This window comes from Anaeromusa sp. (assembly GCF_028691475.1).
Taxonomy (GTDB): Bacteria; Bacillota; Negativicutes; order Anaeromusales; family Anaeromusaceae; genus Anaeromusa.
The window spans coordinates 24056-40505 of record NZ_JAQUZF010000001.1 but is presented as its reverse complement, the minus strand read 5'-3'; the positions used below and the strand labels follow the sequence as shown (position 1 = coordinate 40505).

At 52.1% G+C, this 16450-nt stretch carries 14 protein-coding genes, 5 tRNA genes and 1 other annotated feature; all 19 genes read right to left on the bottom strand.

What is annotated here, in order from left to right; genetic code table 11:
- Window positions 1-77 precede the first annotated feature (77 nt).
- A tRNA-Met gene (locus PHF27_RS00225) sits at window positions 78-154 on the bottom strand.
- Between the two features lie 8 nt (window positions 155-162).
- Window positions 163-238: transfer RNA gene (locus tag PHF27_RS00220), tRNA-Thr, on the bottom strand.
- Window positions 239-248: 10 nt separating this feature from the next.
- A tRNA-Met gene (locus PHF27_RS00215) sits at window positions 249-324 on the bottom strand.
- Window positions 325-331: 7 nt separating this feature from the next.
- Window positions 332-416: transfer RNA gene (locus tag PHF27_RS00210), tRNA-Tyr, on the bottom strand.
- A gap of 19 nt (window positions 417-435) precedes the next feature.
- A tRNA-Thr gene (locus PHF27_RS00205) sits at window positions 436-511 on the bottom strand.
- A gap of 166 nt (window positions 512-677) precedes the next feature.
- Entirely contained in the window at window positions 678-1487 is an 810-nt protein-coding gene (locus tag PHF27_RS00200) for an undecaprenyl-diphosphate phosphatase (protein ID WP_300064658.1), read from the bottom strand.
- Window positions 1488-1588: 101 nt separating this feature from the next.
- On the bottom strand, window positions 1589-2050 hold the full coding sequence (gene brxF / locus PHF27_RS00195) for a BREX-3 system P-loop-containing protein BrxF (RefSeq protein WP_300064654.1): 462 nt from the start codon (window positions 2048-2050) through the stop codon (window positions 1589-1591).
- Between the two features lie 229 nt (window positions 2051-2279).
- Window positions 2280-3008: an RNA polymerase sporulation sigma factor SigH gene (sigH, locus tag PHF27_RS00190; protein ID WP_300064651.1), complete on the bottom strand. Its 729-nt coding sequence runs from the start codon at window positions 3006-3008 to the stop codon at window positions 2280-2282.
- A 196-nt stretch (window positions 3009-3204) separates the two neighbouring features.
- Complete coding sequence (gene rlmB, locus PHF27_RS00185; RefSeq protein WP_300064648.1) at window positions 3205-3945, bottom strand: 23S rRNA (guanosine(2251)-2'-O)-methyltransferase RlmB; 741 nt, start codon at window positions 3943-3945, stop codon at window positions 3205-3207.
- Between the two features lie 8 nt (window positions 3946-3953).
- Window positions 3954-4889: a PfkB family carbohydrate kinase gene (locus tag PHF27_RS00180; RefSeq protein ID WP_300064645.1), complete on the bottom strand. Its 936-nt coding sequence runs from the start codon at window positions 4887-4889 to the stop codon at window positions 3954-3956.
- Window positions 4890-4901: 12 nt separating this feature from the next.
- Window positions 4902-5582, bottom strand: a complete 681-nt coding sequence (gene thyX, locus PHF27_RS00175; protein ID WP_300064642.1) for an FAD-dependent thymidylate synthase — start codon at window positions 5580-5582, stop codon at window positions 4902-4904.
- Entirely contained in the window at window positions 5579-6049 is a 471-nt protein-coding gene (locus PHF27_RS00170) for a ribonuclease III domain-containing protein (protein WP_300064639.1), read from the bottom strand. The genes thyX and PHF27_RS00170 overlap by 4 nt, the downstream gene beginning before the upstream one ends.
- Window positions 6046-7488: a cysteine--tRNA ligase gene (cysS, locus tag PHF27_RS00165; RefSeq protein WP_300064636.1), complete on the bottom strand. Its 1443-nt coding sequence runs from the start codon at window positions 7486-7488 to the stop codon at window positions 6046-6048. Before cysS ends, PHF27_RS00170 begins: the two co-directional genes overlap by 4 nt.
- A complete protein-coding gene (gene cysE, locus PHF27_RS00160) occupies window positions 7485-8156 on the bottom strand; it encodes a serine O-acetyltransferase (RefSeq protein WP_300064633.1) in 672 nt (223 codons plus the stop codon). Before cysE ends, cysS begins: the two co-directional genes overlap by 4 nt.
- A 55-nt stretch (window positions 8157-8211) precedes the next feature.
- Window positions 8212-8418 (bottom strand) — a binding site (T-box leader).
- Between the two features lie 46 nt (window positions 8419-8464).
- Window positions 8465-9928 (bottom strand): glutamate--tRNA ligase, encoded by a 1464-nt coding sequence (gltX, locus tag PHF27_RS00155; protein ID WP_300064630.1) that lies wholly within the window; start codon window positions 9926-9928, stop codon window positions 8465-8467.
- A 152-nt stretch (window positions 9929-10080) separates the two neighbouring features.
- Window positions 10081-11250 (bottom strand): 2-C-methyl-D-erythritol 4-phosphate cytidylyltransferase, encoded by a 1170-nt coding sequence (gene ispD / locus PHF27_RS00150; protein ID WP_300064628.1) that lies wholly within the window; start codon window positions 11248-11250, stop codon window positions 10081-10083.
- Between the two features lie 3 nt (window positions 11251-11253).
- The gene (locus PHF27_RS00145; RefSeq protein ID WP_300064625.1) at window positions 11254-12387 is read right to left on the bottom strand and encodes a PIN/TRAM domain-containing protein; all 1134 of its coding nucleotides are present in this window, start codon (window positions 12385-12387) and stop codon (window positions 11254-11256) included.
- Window positions 12388-12488: 101 nt separating this feature from the next.
- Window positions 12489-13859, bottom strand: a complete 1371-nt coding sequence (gene radA / locus PHF27_RS00140; RefSeq protein ID WP_300064622.1) for a DNA repair protein RadA — start codon at window positions 13857-13859, stop codon at window positions 12489-12491.
- A gap of 125 nt (window positions 13860-13984) precedes the next feature.
- A complete protein-coding gene (locus PHF27_RS00135; protein WP_300064619.1) occupies window positions 13985-16426 on the bottom strand; it encodes an ATP-dependent Clp protease ATP-binding subunit in 2442 nt (813 codons plus the stop codon).
- Between the last annotated feature and the right edge of the window lie 24 nt (window positions 16427-16450).

Genomic DNA, 16450 nt, shown 5'->3' with positions numbered 1-16450 from the left:
TTCGCTCTGGCGGTGGAAAATCCTGCTGCCTTTGAGAAAAAAGAAAAAACCGCGTAATCGCGGTTTCATGCCAATACTGGTGGCGGCGCAGGGACTCGAACCCCGGACACTGCGGGTATGAACCGCATGCTCTAGCCAACTGAGCTACGCCGCCTAATATTATGGAGCTGATGACCGGATTTGAACCGGTGACCTTATCCTTACCAAGGATACGCTCTACCGACTGAGCTACATCAGCATCAAACCATTGGTTGCGGGGGCAGGACTTGAACCTGCGGCCTTCGGGTTATGAGCCCGACGAGCTACCAACTGCTCCACCCCGCGTCATTAGTGGTGGAGAGGGAAGGATTCGAACCTTCGAAGGCAGAGCCGGCAGATTTACAGTCTGCTCCCTTTAACCACTCGGGAACCTCTCCACGGTACGATATTGAGTTTTGGAGCTGGCGAGAGGAATCGAACCCCCAACCTGCTGATTACAAATCAGCTGCTCTGCCAATTGAGCTACGCCAGCGTTTCTGCCGCGCCCCTCAGTGACGAAATTGATTGTACATCATTTCCTTTTCCCTGTCAACCGCTTTTTTTGCTGCGGTTTCAAAGTTCAGGAGTGTCACCTGCTCGACGCTTATGTATATTATCACGTCCTCCGCAACTTGTAAAGACTTAATTTCGCACTAATTTTAAATACCGTAAAAGAAGTAGTAACTGACTGCCGCCAAGACAAACCGATAATACGCAAACGAAGCCAAGGTAGATTGATTCAAGAAGCGCAAAAACCAGATCACCGAGGCATACGCTACAATAAAAGCGGTAACAAACCCGACGCCAATCATAAACAAATGGTCAGCGTTTAATTGTCCCCACACTTTTAGCAAGTCATAAAAACACGCTACAAACATCAACGGCACGGAAATAATAAAAGAAAAGTCGGCCGCAGCTTTGCGGCTAAGTCCGACGAACAAGCCTCCTGAAATAGTAGAGCCAGAACGTGAAAAGCCTGGCCACAAAGATAAAATTTGGAACAACCCTACCCAAAATGCCTGTTTTAAGGTTATTTCATCCACGTCGCACGTTCTGGGGCGTCGCATTTGGGCCCACTTTTCTGCAGCCAACATCAAAACAGCGCCTATTACTAACCCAACAATAACCGTAAAGGGAGAAAACAAGTACGTCTTAATCGCTTTGTGCAACAAATACCCCACGCCCATAACCGGAATAATACCTACCGCTACGTGCTGCCACTGCAAGGCCGAGCGAAAACCTGTCTTCCGACCATTTCGCGGCATCATAGCTGCAAACTTATCCCGATAGAGGAACAATACCGACAAAATAGCGCCCAATTGGATAAACACTTCAAATACGCTGGCAACTTCCCCTTCAAACCCCATTAGATGCCCGGCTAAAATCATATGTCCAGTCGATGAAACCGGTAAAAATTCAGTAACTCCTTCCACCACGCCAATAATTACTGCAATAAGCAAGTTCTCCACAAAAAGGCCTCCTCGTTGTAAGAATACCTCCTTATATTACCCTTCATCGCCTAGACCGTCAACGAAGCATAATAAAAAAGCGCGGCTTACGCCGCGTTTTTTTAGTCGATTTGAATAACCGTAATATCGGTCAATGGATATTCCAGCCGCTCGCCAGTCGCTCCCCGCAAGTGTGAAATTACGCCCTCGTGATATTCTCCGGGCCAAGCCACCAACAGCGTCTGTTTTTTGCTAATAGTCCGCAGCAATTCTACCGGTTGCAATTCCAGCTCGGCTGCGAAAAAATTCCGCATATTATCCAGCAGCACTACGTCGGCGCCTAGCGCCGCCAACGCCTTGGTTATCGCCCGAGCCGCTTCCGCCTGCCGTGACACATGAGCCGTCGGCCGCCATTCCTTCGGCAATACCTCTTTACCTTCAACATATTTCCAACCGCGCATGCTGGCTAACTCTCGCAAAATCTTGCTTTTCCCGCTTCCAGGGGCGCCGATGAGCAACACCATTTTATCCGTGGTTTGGGCTGCATCATGAACACATTCCACAATTTGCTGTACAATGGCCATCTTATTTCCCCCTTTTTTTAAATCCGCCGACCTATTCAACGATTCTTTACTACACTGCTCTTTCGATTCGGTCTTCTCTTGCCGCTAAAAATCTCTAGCGTGAATTTTCCGGAATGAAAAATTGCCGTTTATACTTTCAAGGATTTAGATTCGACAACTTCGTCAGAAAACCCTTTCCTCCCTGCCGGAAGAAGTGCAAAGCAAAAGCTCCCCTACGGGGGAGCCAGTTTCATGTCTTATCTCGAAAATCAGGTCCCAAAAATTCCACGCCCAACTCCCGCGTCGGAAGGGTGCGGCTTATGGCATCCCCGTCTTCACCTCGATTGTCCAAATATCGTTCCAGTTTCCGTTTGACCCGCTGCAAGGCGTTGTCGATCGATTTCACATGACGGTCCAGCTCCACGGCGATTTCCTGATAGGACTTGCCGTCCAAGTACGCCATGAGAACCTTCCATTCCAAGTCACTGAGAATTTGTCCCATTTTTTCTTCAATGTCGCTGAACTCTTCCCGGCTGATTACAAGTTCTTCCGGATCTGAAATTTTCGAACCCGAAAGCACATCCAGCAGCGTCCGGTCGGAATCTTCGTCATAGATTGGTTTATTTAGGGAAACATAGGAGTTCAATGGAATATGCTTTTGCCGCGTAGCCGTCTTAATCGCCGTAATAATTTGGCGAGTAACGCAAAGCTCTGCAAAAGCCCGGAACGAAGATAGCTTATCACCGCGAAAATCACGAATGGCCTTATATAGACCAATCATGCCTTCCTGAATAATATCCTCGCGGTCTGCGCCAATCAGAAAATAGGATCTAGCCTTGGCTCTTACGAAGTTCCGGTATTTATTGATTAGAAAGTCAAGTGCAATGGAATTTTCTTTTTCTTTTGCATCGGTGACGATTTCTTCGTCGGTCATATTTTCGAATACGCCGTACAAATCATTTTGCGAATGAAACCGCATGCGATCGCCCCCCAGTTTTTCCTTGTTCCTTCATTCGAGCCTTCCCATCTAACCTAACGGTATTTCTGGCGACGACTGCTCAAGGTGTTTCGAGGGCGTGTCAGACAATAATCCCTCATCAATAACCGAACTTCTACCAGTAAAAAAATTATACCGTATTCCTGCGGCCAGCGTCAAGCAAGACTGCATTTGTGATTCAGACGTTTTGCAGACGCTGCCGCACAGCTTCATACAAAACAAGAGAGCAGGCTACCGACGCATTTAGTGAATTAACATGTCCCTGCATGGGAATACGTACTAAAAAATCGCAATGTTCTTTCACGAGACGCCCCAGCCCTCTTCCTTCGCCCCCGATTACCAAGGCCAACGGCCCCTTAAGAGATGCTTCAAAATAATTTTCCGTGCCGTCCATGTCGCAGCCCGCTACCCAAATGCCGGCTTTTTTCAATTTATCCAGAGTCTGCGCTAAATTAGACACCCTGGCAACAGGCACATATTCCACCGCACCGGCGGACGTTTTGGCTACCGTCGTCGACAAAGGACAGCTGCGCCGTTTGGGAATAATGACGCCATGGGCTCCAGCGGCGTCGACGCTGCGCAAAACAGCCCCTAAATTATGGGGGTCCTCTAGTTCATCCAGCACCACAAGCAAGGGCGCTTCTCCCTTTGCTTCAGCCGCTGCTAAAATGTCCTCCACTTCCGCATACTCTACTGGCGAGGCCATCGCCACTACGCCTTGATGCCGTTGTCCGGGAGCCAGTTGAGCCAGCCGCTGCGGCTCGACTTCCTGTACCAGAATGCCTTTATCTTTGGCAATTCCCGCCAATTCTCTAAGAGAACCCTGCCGCTCGCCTTTGGCGATGAACAGTTTATTTAAGGGGCGGCCGCTTTTTAGCGCTTCGCCAACGCTGTTACGTCCGGCAATCACATCTTCCATCGTACTCCTCACTTTCTAAAAAGCGCCGAATATCCTTTTCTTTTCGGCAAATCAGGGCAGGTATTTTCTGCACACGCAATGGTCCAAGCCGCAACCTGGGTGCCGCAGACAACCGCCTGTCCTAGTGTTTTTCCTGCAGCCAAGCCATAGACGGCGCCGGAAAAAAAGGCGTCTCCTGCGCCGGTTGAATCAACCACATCGGTCTTAAATACCGGCTGATACCCCATTTCTTGATGAACCGCATCATAATAGACGGCCCCGCGAGCGCCCAGCGTGATGACCATAGACCGCAGGCCCTGGGCATCTGCGTATATCCGAAGCGCTTCGGCAATCTCTTCCGGCGCCAACACAGATAATTCGCGTTTCAACAACCGGCCTGCTTCCACATCATTGCAGATAAACGAGGCTAAGCGCGGTAAAATATCGGGCTTTTCCAAAATCACAGACAGATTTCCCGGTATGCCATGTACCGGCACCCCCTGCTCTGCCGCCAATTCCAGCACGCGCAGCGTCAAGGCTGCATTCAAATCCAATTCCAAAACCACATGCTGCGTCTTTTCCAGCAGCGCCGTTCCCTGCTCCTGTACCAGTTCGCTCAAAGCAGTTAGGTCCGGCATCTGCGAAATAGAACCCAAAAGTTCGCCGTCCGCACCAAGAACAGCCAGCCACATCCCCATGCCCCGGCCTACTGCCGGCACGCACTGCATGTCCACCCCCGCCTCTCGCAGACGGCTGCAAACGTCTTCCGCCAGAGCGCTTTCGTCAACAGTACTGACAAAACGTACGCCCACTCCCAAATGCGCTAAGTTTTCCGCGACATTGCGCGCCACGCCGCCATGAAAAAACTCTATGTGTCCCAAATTGCGCCCTTGGGGATTATAAGCTTTTTGCGCAAAGCCTTTACAGTCAACAAATACGGTACCAAATACAGCCACAGTTCCCATTGCTCATCCCCCTCAGCTTTGCGTCGGCAACGGTTGGGCCCGGCCGCAGCTCATTTTGCCCTCACTGCAATAACCGGCAGACAGGCAGGTAGGACCTGCTTTAGCAAAAAGCAGCGGCGCCGCCTGACGCGCTTCTTTCAGCATGGCTTCCGCCATCGCCCGAATCTCCCACTGCGCCCGCATACAGCAGCGCAGCGAAAAAAAATGCAACAACGTACGAGCGTTCATGGTAATAACCACTTTGGTTTCCGTCGCATTGGCCAGCACATACCGTGCGTCCTCTTTAGGAATCCCCAAGTCGGTCAATTCTTCATAAGCCGTGCGTATCTGCGCCATCAAGGCCGCAAACTTCGCCGCCGCTTCCGGACGCGCAGCAATCGACGGCGGTACAATGGCCTCAAAGTCATGTTCGCCCACATAACGCTGCGACTGCTGCGAATACGAGGCAATGCGGTGCCGCACCAGCTGGTGGCTCAAGACCCTTGAGATCCCCTCCACTGCAAAGGTAAAGTTTACGTGTTCCAACGTCGACAAATGTCCCAGCTCGACAATCTTGCTCACAAGGCCTGCCACTTGAGACTGGCTCATTTTCTCCGCAAGTTCCTCCGCACCGACAGCCGAGTAGCACAAGCGGGCCGCCATGGCCACCGTTCGCTCCGGTTCCGGCGTATATTGCATCAATTTTACTTTCATTCGCCTTTTCCTTTCTTCCCTGCCTGCAAGGCGGCAAAAGCAATCGCAAAAGACTGCTCCGCCAATTGCTCCAGACGTTCCTCCTGCCCGGAAAGCAGCAAATAACCAAATAAGGCCTCTAACGCCGTGCTTTGGCGGTATTCCTTGACACTGGCGCTTTTCGGCACGGAGGCTTTCGTGTTCCGCCCTCGTCTTGCCACGGCGCCTTCCGCTTCTGTTAAGTCCTCTTTCAGCGCCTCGTAGGCTTTAGACTGATATACAGCCGAAACCAGCCGCATGCCTGCTTCGTGAACCACCCGCACCTGGCGCTGCTCTTTTTCCAACAGACGCAGTCTTACATAAAGAGTGTAATACGCGTCCCCCACATACGCCAAGACCAAAGGATGGGCCGCCTCAGTCAATGTCGGTTCCCCCCCGGCGTCTTGAAGCAAGCGCTCTTTTAAAAACTGAAACTGCGAAAATCTCATTTGCGCTTCCACCGCGTTCCCTGCGGAGAATCTTCAATGACAACCTCCAAGGCCTGCAAAGCGTCCCGAATTCGATCAGCCGTACCCCAATCCTTATTCTGCCGGGCCTGCTGGCGCAGTTCCAGCACCAATTCCATCAAGCCGTCTACCAGACCGTTATCTTCGGCCGCGCTTTCCGTCGCCGCAGGCACAATGCCCAACACGTCCTCCAGCAGAGCAAACAGAGCCACTGCTTCGTTTACTGCTTTGACGGAAGCCGCTTCCTTGCCGGACGCCACCAGCGCCTGATAGGAATTGACCTCTTTACCGAAGGTAAAAAACGTACTAATGGCCAAAGCCGTATTAAAATCATCATCCATGGCCGCGTAAAACTCTTCGCTGGCTTTCTGCGCCGCCGCCAACAGCTGCTCAGCGCCAGCGCCGCCACAGTCCGTCGCAGCAGCCGCCGCCAGCTCCGCCAGGTTTCGTTTCACTGTAGCTAGTCGCTCCAAGGCCCGCTCCGCTTCAGTCAGACGTTCATCGCTGAAATCCAAGGGACTGCGGTAATGAGTGGACAGAATGAAGAAGCGCAGCACTTCCGGGGCATAATGCGCCAAAATATCCTGAACCAAAAAGAAGTTCCCCAGGGACTTGCTCATTTTTTCCTGATTTACCGTAATAAAGCCGTTATGAAGCCAGTAGCGCACAAAAGGGGTTACCCCCGTAAAGGCCTCCGACTGGGCCACTTCATTTTCATGATGTGGGAAAATCAAATCACTGCCGCCGCCATGAAAATCAAACTGTTCACCCAAGTATTTATGCGACATGGCCGAGCATTCAATATGCCAACCAGGCCGTCCTGCGCCCCAGGGGCTTTCCCATGAAGGTTCTCCTGGCTTGGCGCTTTTCCACAAAGCAAAGTCCATAGGATGGTTTTTGCGCTCGTCCACTTCTACCCTTGCGCCGGCTTTCATGTCGTCCAGCGAGCGTCCGCTCAGCTTGCCATAGTCTGCAAACTTTTCCACCGCATAATACACATCGCCGTCAACGACATAGGCAAAGCCGTCTTTGACCAGCTTAGCCACCATATCGATGATTTCCTGCATATGTGTAGATACTTTGGGGTAGATCGCCGCCCGGCGCACATTCAGCTTGTCCATCACTTCAAAATAGCTGGCAATATAGCGCTCGGAAATAGCATGCCACGGCACTTGCTCCTCATTGGCAGTCCGAATAATTTTATCATCCACATCGGTGAAGTTTTGCACATGCATCACTTCCCAGCCTTGCTGCTCCAAATAGCGGCGAATGACATCCCAGGTCACAAACGGCCTGGCGTTGCCGATATGGGGATGATTGTACGGAGTAACGCCGCAAACATACATTTTAACTTTTCCTTCTTCTAATGGAACAAAGGCCTCTTTTTGTTTAGTCAACGTATTGTATACACGCAAATTCATTTTTTCTTCAACTCCTCTTCTAATTCACCAATGCGTTTTTCCATGCGATGCATATTGCGCTGCATGCACATCATCATTTCTACAATCGGGTCCGGCAAGTCGTTATGGTCCAAATCGATGAGGTCTACGGTCTGAGTATTATCAATGCGACGCCCTTCATGCCAAACAATGCGGCCGGGAATGCCCACCACTGTTGAATTGGGCGGCACTTCCTTGAGCACGACCGAACCGGCGCCGATTTTAGAATTGTCTCCCACCTTGAACGATCCCAGCACTTTAGCGCCGCTGGCAATAACTACATTATTCCCTACCGTAGGATGGCGCTTTCCCTTCTCCTTGCCTGTCCCGCCAAGAGTAACGCCTTGATACAAGGTGACATTGTCGCCGATTTCGGCGGTTTCGCCAATTACAATGCCTGTGCCGTGGTCAATGAACAAGCCTTCGCCAAGAGTCGCCCCCGGATGAATTTCTATGCCTGTCAAAAACCGGGCCAAATTGGAAATCAGACGCGCCGCCAAAATCCAGCCGCTCAAAAACAAGCGATGCGAAATTCGATGCATCCAAATCGCATGCAAACCGGAGTAGCAAAGAAGCACCTCTAGCACGCTCCGCGCCGCCGGATCGCGTTCAAAAACAACCTGGATATCTTGCTTGATGCGTTTGAACATGAACACTCTTCCTTTCTTTACTCTAAAAAACAACGTAAAAAAACCACCATCTCCTGACAGAGACGGTGGTTCCGTGGTTCCACTCTGCTTGGACAGCACTTGCCATCCCTCTAGGCGCAATAACGGGCGCACCCGTGAAGAGTTTAGCTCTCCCCAGCTCCCGGACGCATTTCCGCTGACCGCTGCCTGCAGATGCTCTCAACCTAGGCATCCACTCTCTGTAAGGACGTTTCTGCGTACTTTTTCCGTTCTTCGCCGTCATCTATTCGTATTGCCTGCAGTATATCCCGTTCCGGCATCGCTGTCAATCAGATTTTTGCCAGCATGCGCTCCATCCGGGCCAGTGTACGTTCCCGCCCAATCAGCGGCACAATATGAATGAGCTCCGGTCCGTGCATACACCCGGTCAAGGCTACGCGCACCGGCATAAATACCTTTTTACCGCCCAGCTTCAATTCTTTCGTAATGCTTTTCAGCAAGGCTTTTATGGCAGGGGCATCTACGGTCTCCAACGCCAGCAGTTTCGTCTTAAACAAATCCATCACCGGCGGCACATCGGCATCACGCAAAATTTCGTGAGCGTCTTCGTTTTCAAAGTCAATCTCATCTTGAAAGAAAACACCCGCATGATCGACAATTTCCGCGCCATAACTGATATAGTCCCGCAGCGCTTCCACCATCTGCTCGACCCAGGCTCGCTGCTCCTCATTCAGTGACTCCGGTACATAACCAGCCTTCACCAAGTGCGGCAGCACCAAGTCGGTAAGCTCCGCCAAGGTCAGCTTCTTCAAGTAGCAAGCATTAATATAATTTAGCTTGTCCACATCGAACACAGCCGGATTTTTCGCCACTCGATCCATAGAGAATTTTTCAATCAGTTCCTGGCTGGTAAAAAGTTCTTCCTCTCCAGGAGGCGCCCAGCCCAGAAGAGCCAAGAAATTCACAATCGCTTCCGGCAAATAGCCTAACTGGCGATACTGTTCCACGGAAGTCGCGCCATGACGCTTACTCATTTTCGAGCGATCCTTACCCAAAATCAAGGAAATATGTCCAAACTGCGGCGCTTCAAACCCAAGAGCTTTGTAAAGAAGCCATTGGCGCGGCGTATTGGATAGATGCTCTTCCGCTCGAATAACATGGGTGATTTTCATCAGCATGTCATCAATTACCACGGCATAGTTATATACAGGAATGCCATCCGATTTCACAATAACAAAATCGCCTACGCCAGCCGACTCAAAACGCACCGTTTCACGAACCATGTCTTGAAAAACAATATCCTGACCTTCTGGAACGCGAAAACGAACCACTGGCTTGCGGCCAGCTGCTTCCAGCGCCGCTTTTTCTTCTTCCGAAAGATTACGACAGCGTCCGCCGTAACGAGGTGTTTCGCCCTTAGCCAGCAACGCTTGACGTTCTGTTTCCAGCTCTTCTTCCGTACAATAGCAATGGTACGCTTGCCCGGAAGCCAAAAGCTGCTCCGTATACTGGCGATAAATATCCAAACGCTGCGTCTGATAGTAGGGTCCGTAAGGACCGCCTACTTCCGGCCCTTCATCCCAATCCATACCCAGCCAGCGCAAAGCTGCTTTGATGTTTTCTTCCGATTCTTTGGAGGACCGTTCCAGATCCGTATCCTCAATACGCAACACCAGCTTACCGCCGTGTTTGCGGGCCAATAGCCAATTAAATAACGCCGAACGGGCGCCGCCGATATGAAACGGTCCCGTAGGACTCGGCGCAAAGCGCAACCGCATTTCTTTCTCTACCATCAATATTCCCTCCAACAACGTCCATTTTAAGGCCAAATTATTCTTTTATGATAGCAGATTCCTCTCGTTTGTGCAAAAGTCATTCCTGCTCAGGATCCAAGACTACGTTTCCTCACCTTTTTCCCTGCAATTCCTGAGGAGCATCTATTTTTCTATTTTCTAAGCATTGCCACCGCATACGCGGACATGCCTTCCTCGGTTCCTACAAAGCCCAATTTTTCTGTTGTTGTGGCTTTGATATTGACACGCTCCTCGGACACCTTCAATGCCGCCGCTACGTTTTTAACCATTTGCGGAATATGCGGCGCCAGCTTGGGCCGCTGCGCCGCCACCGTCACGTCTACGTTATTGACGATCCAGCCTGCCTGTTCCAGCAAGGCCTGCACCTTATCCAGCAGCAGCAGACTGGAAATACCGCGATATTGTTCTTCTGTATCTGGAAAATGACGGCCAATATCGCCCAAGCCCGCCGCGCCCAACAGTGCGTCCTTCAAGGCATGCAGCAACACATCCGCATCAGAGTGACCCTCTAAGCCCAACGAATGGGGAATGTCTACGCCGCCCAAAATCAGCTTGCGCCCCGGCGTCAGTCGGTGCACGTCATAGCCCATGCCTGTTCTCCACTCCACTTGCCGTTCCTCCCCTCGCTGCTGCAAGATAGCTTCCGCCACGATCAAATCCTCTGGTGTCGTGACCTTTAGGTTGCTGTACTCGCCCTGAACCAAATGCACAGGCACGCCCAAGCGTTCCACCAAGGAAGCGTCGTCGGTCCCTAAAAAGCCCTCCGCGGCGGCCTGATCGTAGGCTTGACGCAACAGCGCCGCTTCAAATACTTGGGGCGTCTGTATGGCCCAGAGGCGTTCCCTCGGCGGAGTAGCCACTACACAACCATCTGCATTGCTTTCTTTGATCGTGTCCTTGACCGGCACCGCCAAGCCGGCCGCCCGCTGTCGCTGCGCCACTTCCACCACGGCCGTGACCGATTCCGGCAGTACCAGCGGCCGCGCCGCGTCATGCACCGCCACATAGTCAGTTCCAGCCGGAAGAGCCTTGAGGGCATTGGCAATGGAGTATTGCCTTTCGCTGCCGCCAGCCACTACCTGCCAAGGCTTTAACGTTCCATCCTGCGACAGAATGCGTCTGACCTCAGCTGCTTCTTCCGGCGCTGCTACGATAATCATTTCATCAATTTTATTGCTGGCCGACAAAGCCTGGGCGCTGCGCAAAAGCATGGGACGTGAAAGAAGCGGGAGAAAAGCCTTATTGCTCCCCCCGCCCATGCGCCGTCCCTGTCCTGCCGCAGCCAAAACAGCTATATTCATGCCTTAAGCGCCTCTTTCTCCATTCTTCAACTTAGCAAAAATCATGCGTCCCGCCGCAGTTTGCAGCACCGACGTTACCAAGACTTCCAGGTGCTCGCCTACATACTTTTTCCCGCCGTCGACAACAATCATCGTACCGTCGTCGAGATACGCCACTCCCTGGCCGAATTCTTTGCCGTCCTTCACCAAATGCACATGCATTTCCTCGCCAGGCAGCACCACCGGCTTGACTGCATTGGCCAGTTCATTAATGTTCAAGACGGCAACGCCGTGCAGCACAGCCACCTTGTTCAAATTAAAGTCATTGGTCAAAATCTTGCCGCTTGTTTCCTTAGCCAGTTGAATTAGCCGTGAATCCACTTCTGCAATTTCTTCATAATTGCGGTTGTCAATCTGCACAGCCAGGCCCAGTTCCTTCTGCATGCGATTTAAAATATCAAGTCCTCTGCGCCCCCGATTGCGTTTCAGGGGATCTGAAGAATCCGCAATATGCTGCAGCTCTTCCAAGACAAAAATCGGTACCACTAGCCGACCTTCTACAAAGCCGCTTTGACAGATATCTGCAATACGTCCGTCAATAATAACACTTGTATCGAGAATCTTCGGCGCGCAGACATCCGCTTGCGGCACCTGCTGCTTGGACGCCTTTTCTCCTTTACTCAGCCACGGCAGATAGGACACCAAAAAACCAAGCTCATCCCGCTTGCGCACGGCAATATTCATCCCTAAATAGCCCAGAAAAATACTCAAAACAATAGGAATGTATTTCCCAATAATCGGAATCGGTAAAAAAGAAGAACTAATTAAATTAGAAAGTATAAGTCCGATAGATAAACCAGCCGCTCCCGCCAATACGTCGTTTAACGGCATCTTGTTCAACCGCGCTTCTACCCAGTCATTAATGCGCCACAAATAACGCACAAAAAGCGGAGATAGTAGAAAGCCCAGCAACCCGCCCACAAAAGCGCCCGCAAGCAAGGATAAAATGGTAGCCAGCGTACTGCCGAACAAGCCCATGCGCAGCACTTCCGCGCTCACCAACACCGCCAGCACCTGATTAATCCATTCCGCCATAGTCAAAAGGCCCGCGATCACACCCAAGCCAGTAATTACAAAGCGCAATACCCTATCCAGCATGCTTTCGCCTCCTTTCGCGTTTATTGTATCTATTTCTTATGCCATGTTGCCATAACAATAGAACGCCCTCCTTTGGCTTGTTAAAATACCGCCATACCGGTTTATTGTAACACAGCGGCCAACGCTTCCGCTACCTGCCTAACGCCAATATACTCCGCTTCCGCTTTGCGCTGCTTTAGCGCCGTCAGATTGCCTGCAGGCAAAACAAAGCGGCGAAATCCCATTTTCCAAGCCTCTTGAATACGCAATTCCGCCCGGGGGACCATACGTATTTCTCCGGTTAAACCAACTTCACCCATGACCACCGTATGAGGATCAACCGGTCGATTGCGAAAGCTTGAAGCAATGGCCACCGCTACCGCCAAGTCCGCCGCAGGCTCCGCCATGCGGATGCCTCCGATCGTGTTAACATATACATCCTGATCGCCCAGCACCAAACCGACTCGTTTTTCCAGCACTGCCAACAAAAGCAGCGTTCGATTGTAATCAAAGCCCGCCGCTGTCCGCCTCGGCATACCGAAGCAGGTAGTGCTGACAAGAGCCTGCACTTCAAGCAACAAGGGCCGTACTCCCTCCAGATGCGCCAAGACGACGGACCCCGGCGAATTCACCGGCCGTTCCGCCAGCAGCACCGCTGATGGGTTTTCCACTTCGACCAGCCCGTCTTCTTCCATGGCAAAAAGACCGCTTTCCTGGGTAGAGCCAAAACGATTTTTAATGGCTCGCAGCACGCGGAAGGTGTAACTGCGCTCCCCTTCAAAATACAAAACCACATCCACCATATGCTCCAATAAACGCGGCCCGGCAATTTGACCGTCCTTGGTTACATGGCCAATAATAGCGATGGAAATGCCTTCCTCTTTAGCCAGCCGCAGCAGCCTGCCTGTGCATTCGCGCACTTGTCCGACGCTGCCGGGCGCGCTGGGCAGTTCCGGACAATACATGGTCTGAATGGAGTCTATCACCAACAAAGCCGGTTTGCACTCCTGCGCTGTGCGCAAAATATCATCCAGCCGAGTCTCGTTCTGCACCCATAAGCGCGGCTGCAGACGCCCCAAGCGCTCGGCCCGCATGCGGGTTTGCGCCGCCGACTCCTCGCCGGAAACATAGAGCACCGGCGCCTGACCTTGGCTTAAATGCGAGGCCACCTGCAACAGCAGCGTCGATTTGCCGATTCCCGGATCGCCGCCCACAAGCAGCAGCGAACCAGGCACCAAACCACCGCCTAAAACCCGATCCATTTCACCGCTGCCTGTAGACATGCGAGGCAGCGCGCTAATATCAACTTCGGTAATGGGACATGGCCTAGATACTGCCGCTGTGGCGCTCCCCAAGCCAGGACGACTGGCCTCTTTGCGAAGCACTTCTTCGCTAAAGGAGTTCCATGCGCCGCATTCTGGACATTTCCCCAGCCACTTGCTTGAATCATAGCCGCAAGACTGGCATACATAACGAATTTTATCTTTTGCCATTACTTTCAATTGCCTCCCTGACGCCTGCCCCAAAATGCCGAAAGCACTTTGGATAAGGCATACCCAAAGTGCTTTCGCGCCGCCCGGCGTCATTTCCTGCTACAAAACCCGAGTAAATACCTTTTTTAGTTTTTTTTCGCGAAAGTCAGCTTCCCTGCTTCGTCGGCGTCAATAGACACCGTATCTCCCGCCCCGATACCCCGGCGCAGCATCATCTCCGCGATTTCATCCTCGACCAGTTTCTGAATAGCCCGCCGCAGCGGCCTGGCTCCGTAGGTGATGTCCAGGCCTTCCTTGATGAGCTCCTCTTTCGCCTTTTCGCTGACTTCCAAGGCGATCTCATTTTCTCCCAAGCGTTTAGACACATCGGCAAGCATGATTGCAACAATCTGCTTAAGCTCTTCATCGTTCAGGCTGGAGAATACAATCAACTCGTCGATGCGGTTCAAAAATTCCGGTCGGAATAGTTTTTTCACTTCTTCCAGCACGCGTTTCTTGCCTTCGCTATCGTCTTTCTTTTTCTCATTGCCTGTAATAAAGCCCATCGTCCCGCCGCCTTGGCGCTGCAAATGTTTAGCGCCTACATTGGAGGTCATGATAATCACGGTATTCTTAAAATCAACCGTCCGCCCCTGACCATCGGTCAGTCGGCCGTCTTCCAGTACTTGCAGCAACATGTTAAACACATCCGGGTGGGCTTTTTCGATCTCATCCAGCAGCAGCACGGCATAGGGTTTACGCCGTATTTTTTCCGTCACCTGACCGCCTTCTTCATAGCCCACATAGCCAGGAGGCGCTCCCACCAGACGGGACACCGTGTGTTTTTCCATGTATTCGGACATGTCCAGGCGAATCATGGCGTTTTCATCGCCAAAAAGCGCTTCCGCCAAAGCCCGAGCCAACTCGGTTTTGCCCACGCCGGTAGGCCCCAGGAAAACAAAAGAGCCAATAGGACGCTTCGGATCCTTCAACCCCGCCCGGGCGCGGCGCACGGCACGAGCCACAGCCTGTACCGCCTCGTTCTGACCGATAACTCGTTTATGCAAAATTTCTTCCAGCTTCAACAGCCGCTCGGACTCTTCTTCCGCTAGCTTTCTGACGGGAATGCCAGTCCAGCCTGCCACAACTTGGGCGATATCATCCGCTGAAACCACAATTCGCTCGCCACCGCCCTGCTTCCACGTGCGCTGTTTTTCTTCCAGCTGCATTTTTAAAGTTTGTTCTTGGTCCCGCAGCTTGGCGGCCTGCTCGAATTCTTGGGCAATAATGGCCGCTTCTTTTTCCGCTTGAATGCACCCTAGTTCCTTCTCTAAGCCTTTCACATCTTCCGGCTTGGAAAACGCTCCTAAGCGCACCCGCGAGGCCGCCTCGTCCATCAAATCAATCGCCTTATCCGGCAGATATCGGTCAGAGATATAACGATGAGACAGTTTTACCGCCGCCTCAATGGCTTCATCCGTAATTTTAGCTCGATGAAACGCTTCATACCGATCCCGAATTCCCTTCAAAATGGCAATGGCGTCCTCTACGCTGGGTTCGCCGACATTCACCGGCTGAAAGCGCCGTTCCAACGCTGCATCCTTCTCAATATGCTTTTTATATTCCGACAAGGTTGTCGCACCGATCACCTGAATCTCGCCGCGAGCCAAAGCTGGTTTTAAAATATTAGCGGCGTCAATGGCGCCTTCAGCGCCGCCAGCGCCTACCAACGTATGCAATTCGTCAATAAACAAAAGAACATTGCCGGCTTCGCGGACTTCGTCCACCACTTTGCGCACCCGGTCTTCAAATTCACCGCGATATTTCGTACCGGCCACCATGGCCGCCATATCCAAAGAGATGAGCCGTTTGGCCCGCAACGTCTCCGGCACCTTGGCGTCAACAATCCGCTGCGCCAAGCCTTCCGCCACCGCTGTCTTGCCTACGCCAGGCTCGCCAATCAACACGGGGTTGTTTTTAGTGCGCCGACTAAGAATCTGCAAAACCCGCTCAATCTCACCGCTGCGACCAATAACGGGGTCAATCTTCCCGTTTTTCGCCAGTTGATTTAAATCCCGCCCGAATTCATCAAGCAGCGGCGTATCTGTTTCCTCGTCTTCCACCGCCTGGGCATGAGCGTTGCCGGAAGCGTAAAAACCGCCGCCCAAAAGTTCCATCACCCGCTGCCGAACCTGTCCCAAATCCGCTCCTAAAGCGGTAAGAACCTGAGCCGCCACGCCTTCGCCTTCGCGAATCAGGCCTAAAAGAATATGTTCGGTGCCGACATACTGATGTCCCAGACGCAAGGCCTCTTCCACCGATAGCTCGATAACTTTTTTGGCGCGCGGCGTATAGCTGATATCCCGGCTCGTACCGTCGCCGCGCCCTATGGTTTCTTCCACCTGGCGGCGAATGCGCTCCAAATTGATATTTAGGGAGGTCAATGCTCGTGAAGCCACGCCTTCCCCTTCATGCAGCAGACCCAACAGCAAATGCTCTGTGCCAATGTAATCGTGGCCCAAGCGAATGGCTTCCTGCTGCGCCAGCATCAGTACCCGCCTGGCGCGCTCTGTAAAACGACTCAACATTGTAAATACCTCCTTAAAAATAAA

Bases quoted from the DNA above. Each gene is read 5' to 3' on its own strand.
- ispD (WP_300064628.1), bottom strand. From the start codon at position 11,250: ATGAATATAGCTGTTTTGGCTGCGGCAGGACAGGGACGGCGCATGGGC.
- gltX (WP_300064630.1), bottom strand. From the start codon at position 9,928: ATGGTAGAGAAAGAAATGCGGTTGCGCTTTGCGCCGAGTCCTACGGGA.
- thyX (WP_300064642.1), bottom strand. From the start codon at position 5,582: ATGAAAGTAAAATTGATGCAATATACGCCGGAACCGGAGCGAACGGTG.
- cysS (WP_300064636.1), bottom strand. From the start codon at position 7,488: ATGAATTTGCGTGTATACAATACGTTGACTAAACAAAAAGAGGCCTTT.
- PHF27_RS00170 (WP_300064639.1), bottom strand. From the start codon at position 6,049: ATGAGATTTTCGCAGTTTCAGTTTTTAAAAGAGCGCTTGCTTCAAGAC.
- sigH (WP_300064651.1), bottom strand. From the start codon at position 3,008: ATGCGGTTTCATTCGCAAAATGATTTGTACGGCGTATTCGAAAATATG.
- PHF27_RS00135 (WP_300064619.1), bottom strand. From the start codon at position 16,426: ATGTTGAGTCGTTTTACAGAGCGCGCCAGGCGGGTACTGATGCTGGCG.
- cysE (WP_300064633.1), bottom strand. From the start codon at position 8,156: ATGTTCAAACGCATCAAGCAAGATATCCAGGTTGTTTTTGAACGCGAT.
- rlmB (WP_300064648.1), bottom strand. From the start codon at position 3,945: ATGGAAGATGTGATTGCCGGACGTAACAGCGTTGGCGAAGCGCTAAAA.
- radA (WP_300064622.1), bottom strand. From the start codon at position 13,859: ATGGCAAAAGATAAAATTCGTTATGTATGCCAGTCTTGCGGCTATGAT.
- PHF27_RS00180 (WP_300064645.1), bottom strand. From the start codon at position 4,889: ATGGGAACTGTGGCTGTATTTGGTACCGTATTTGTTGACTGTAAAGGC.
- brxF (WP_300064654.1), bottom strand. From the start codon at position 2,050: ATGGCCATTGTACAGCAAATTGTGGAATGTGTTCATGATGCAGCCCAA.
- PHF27_RS00145 (WP_300064625.1), bottom strand. From the start codon at position 12,387: ATGCTGGATAGGGTATTGCGCTTTGTAATTACTGGCTTGGGTGTGATC.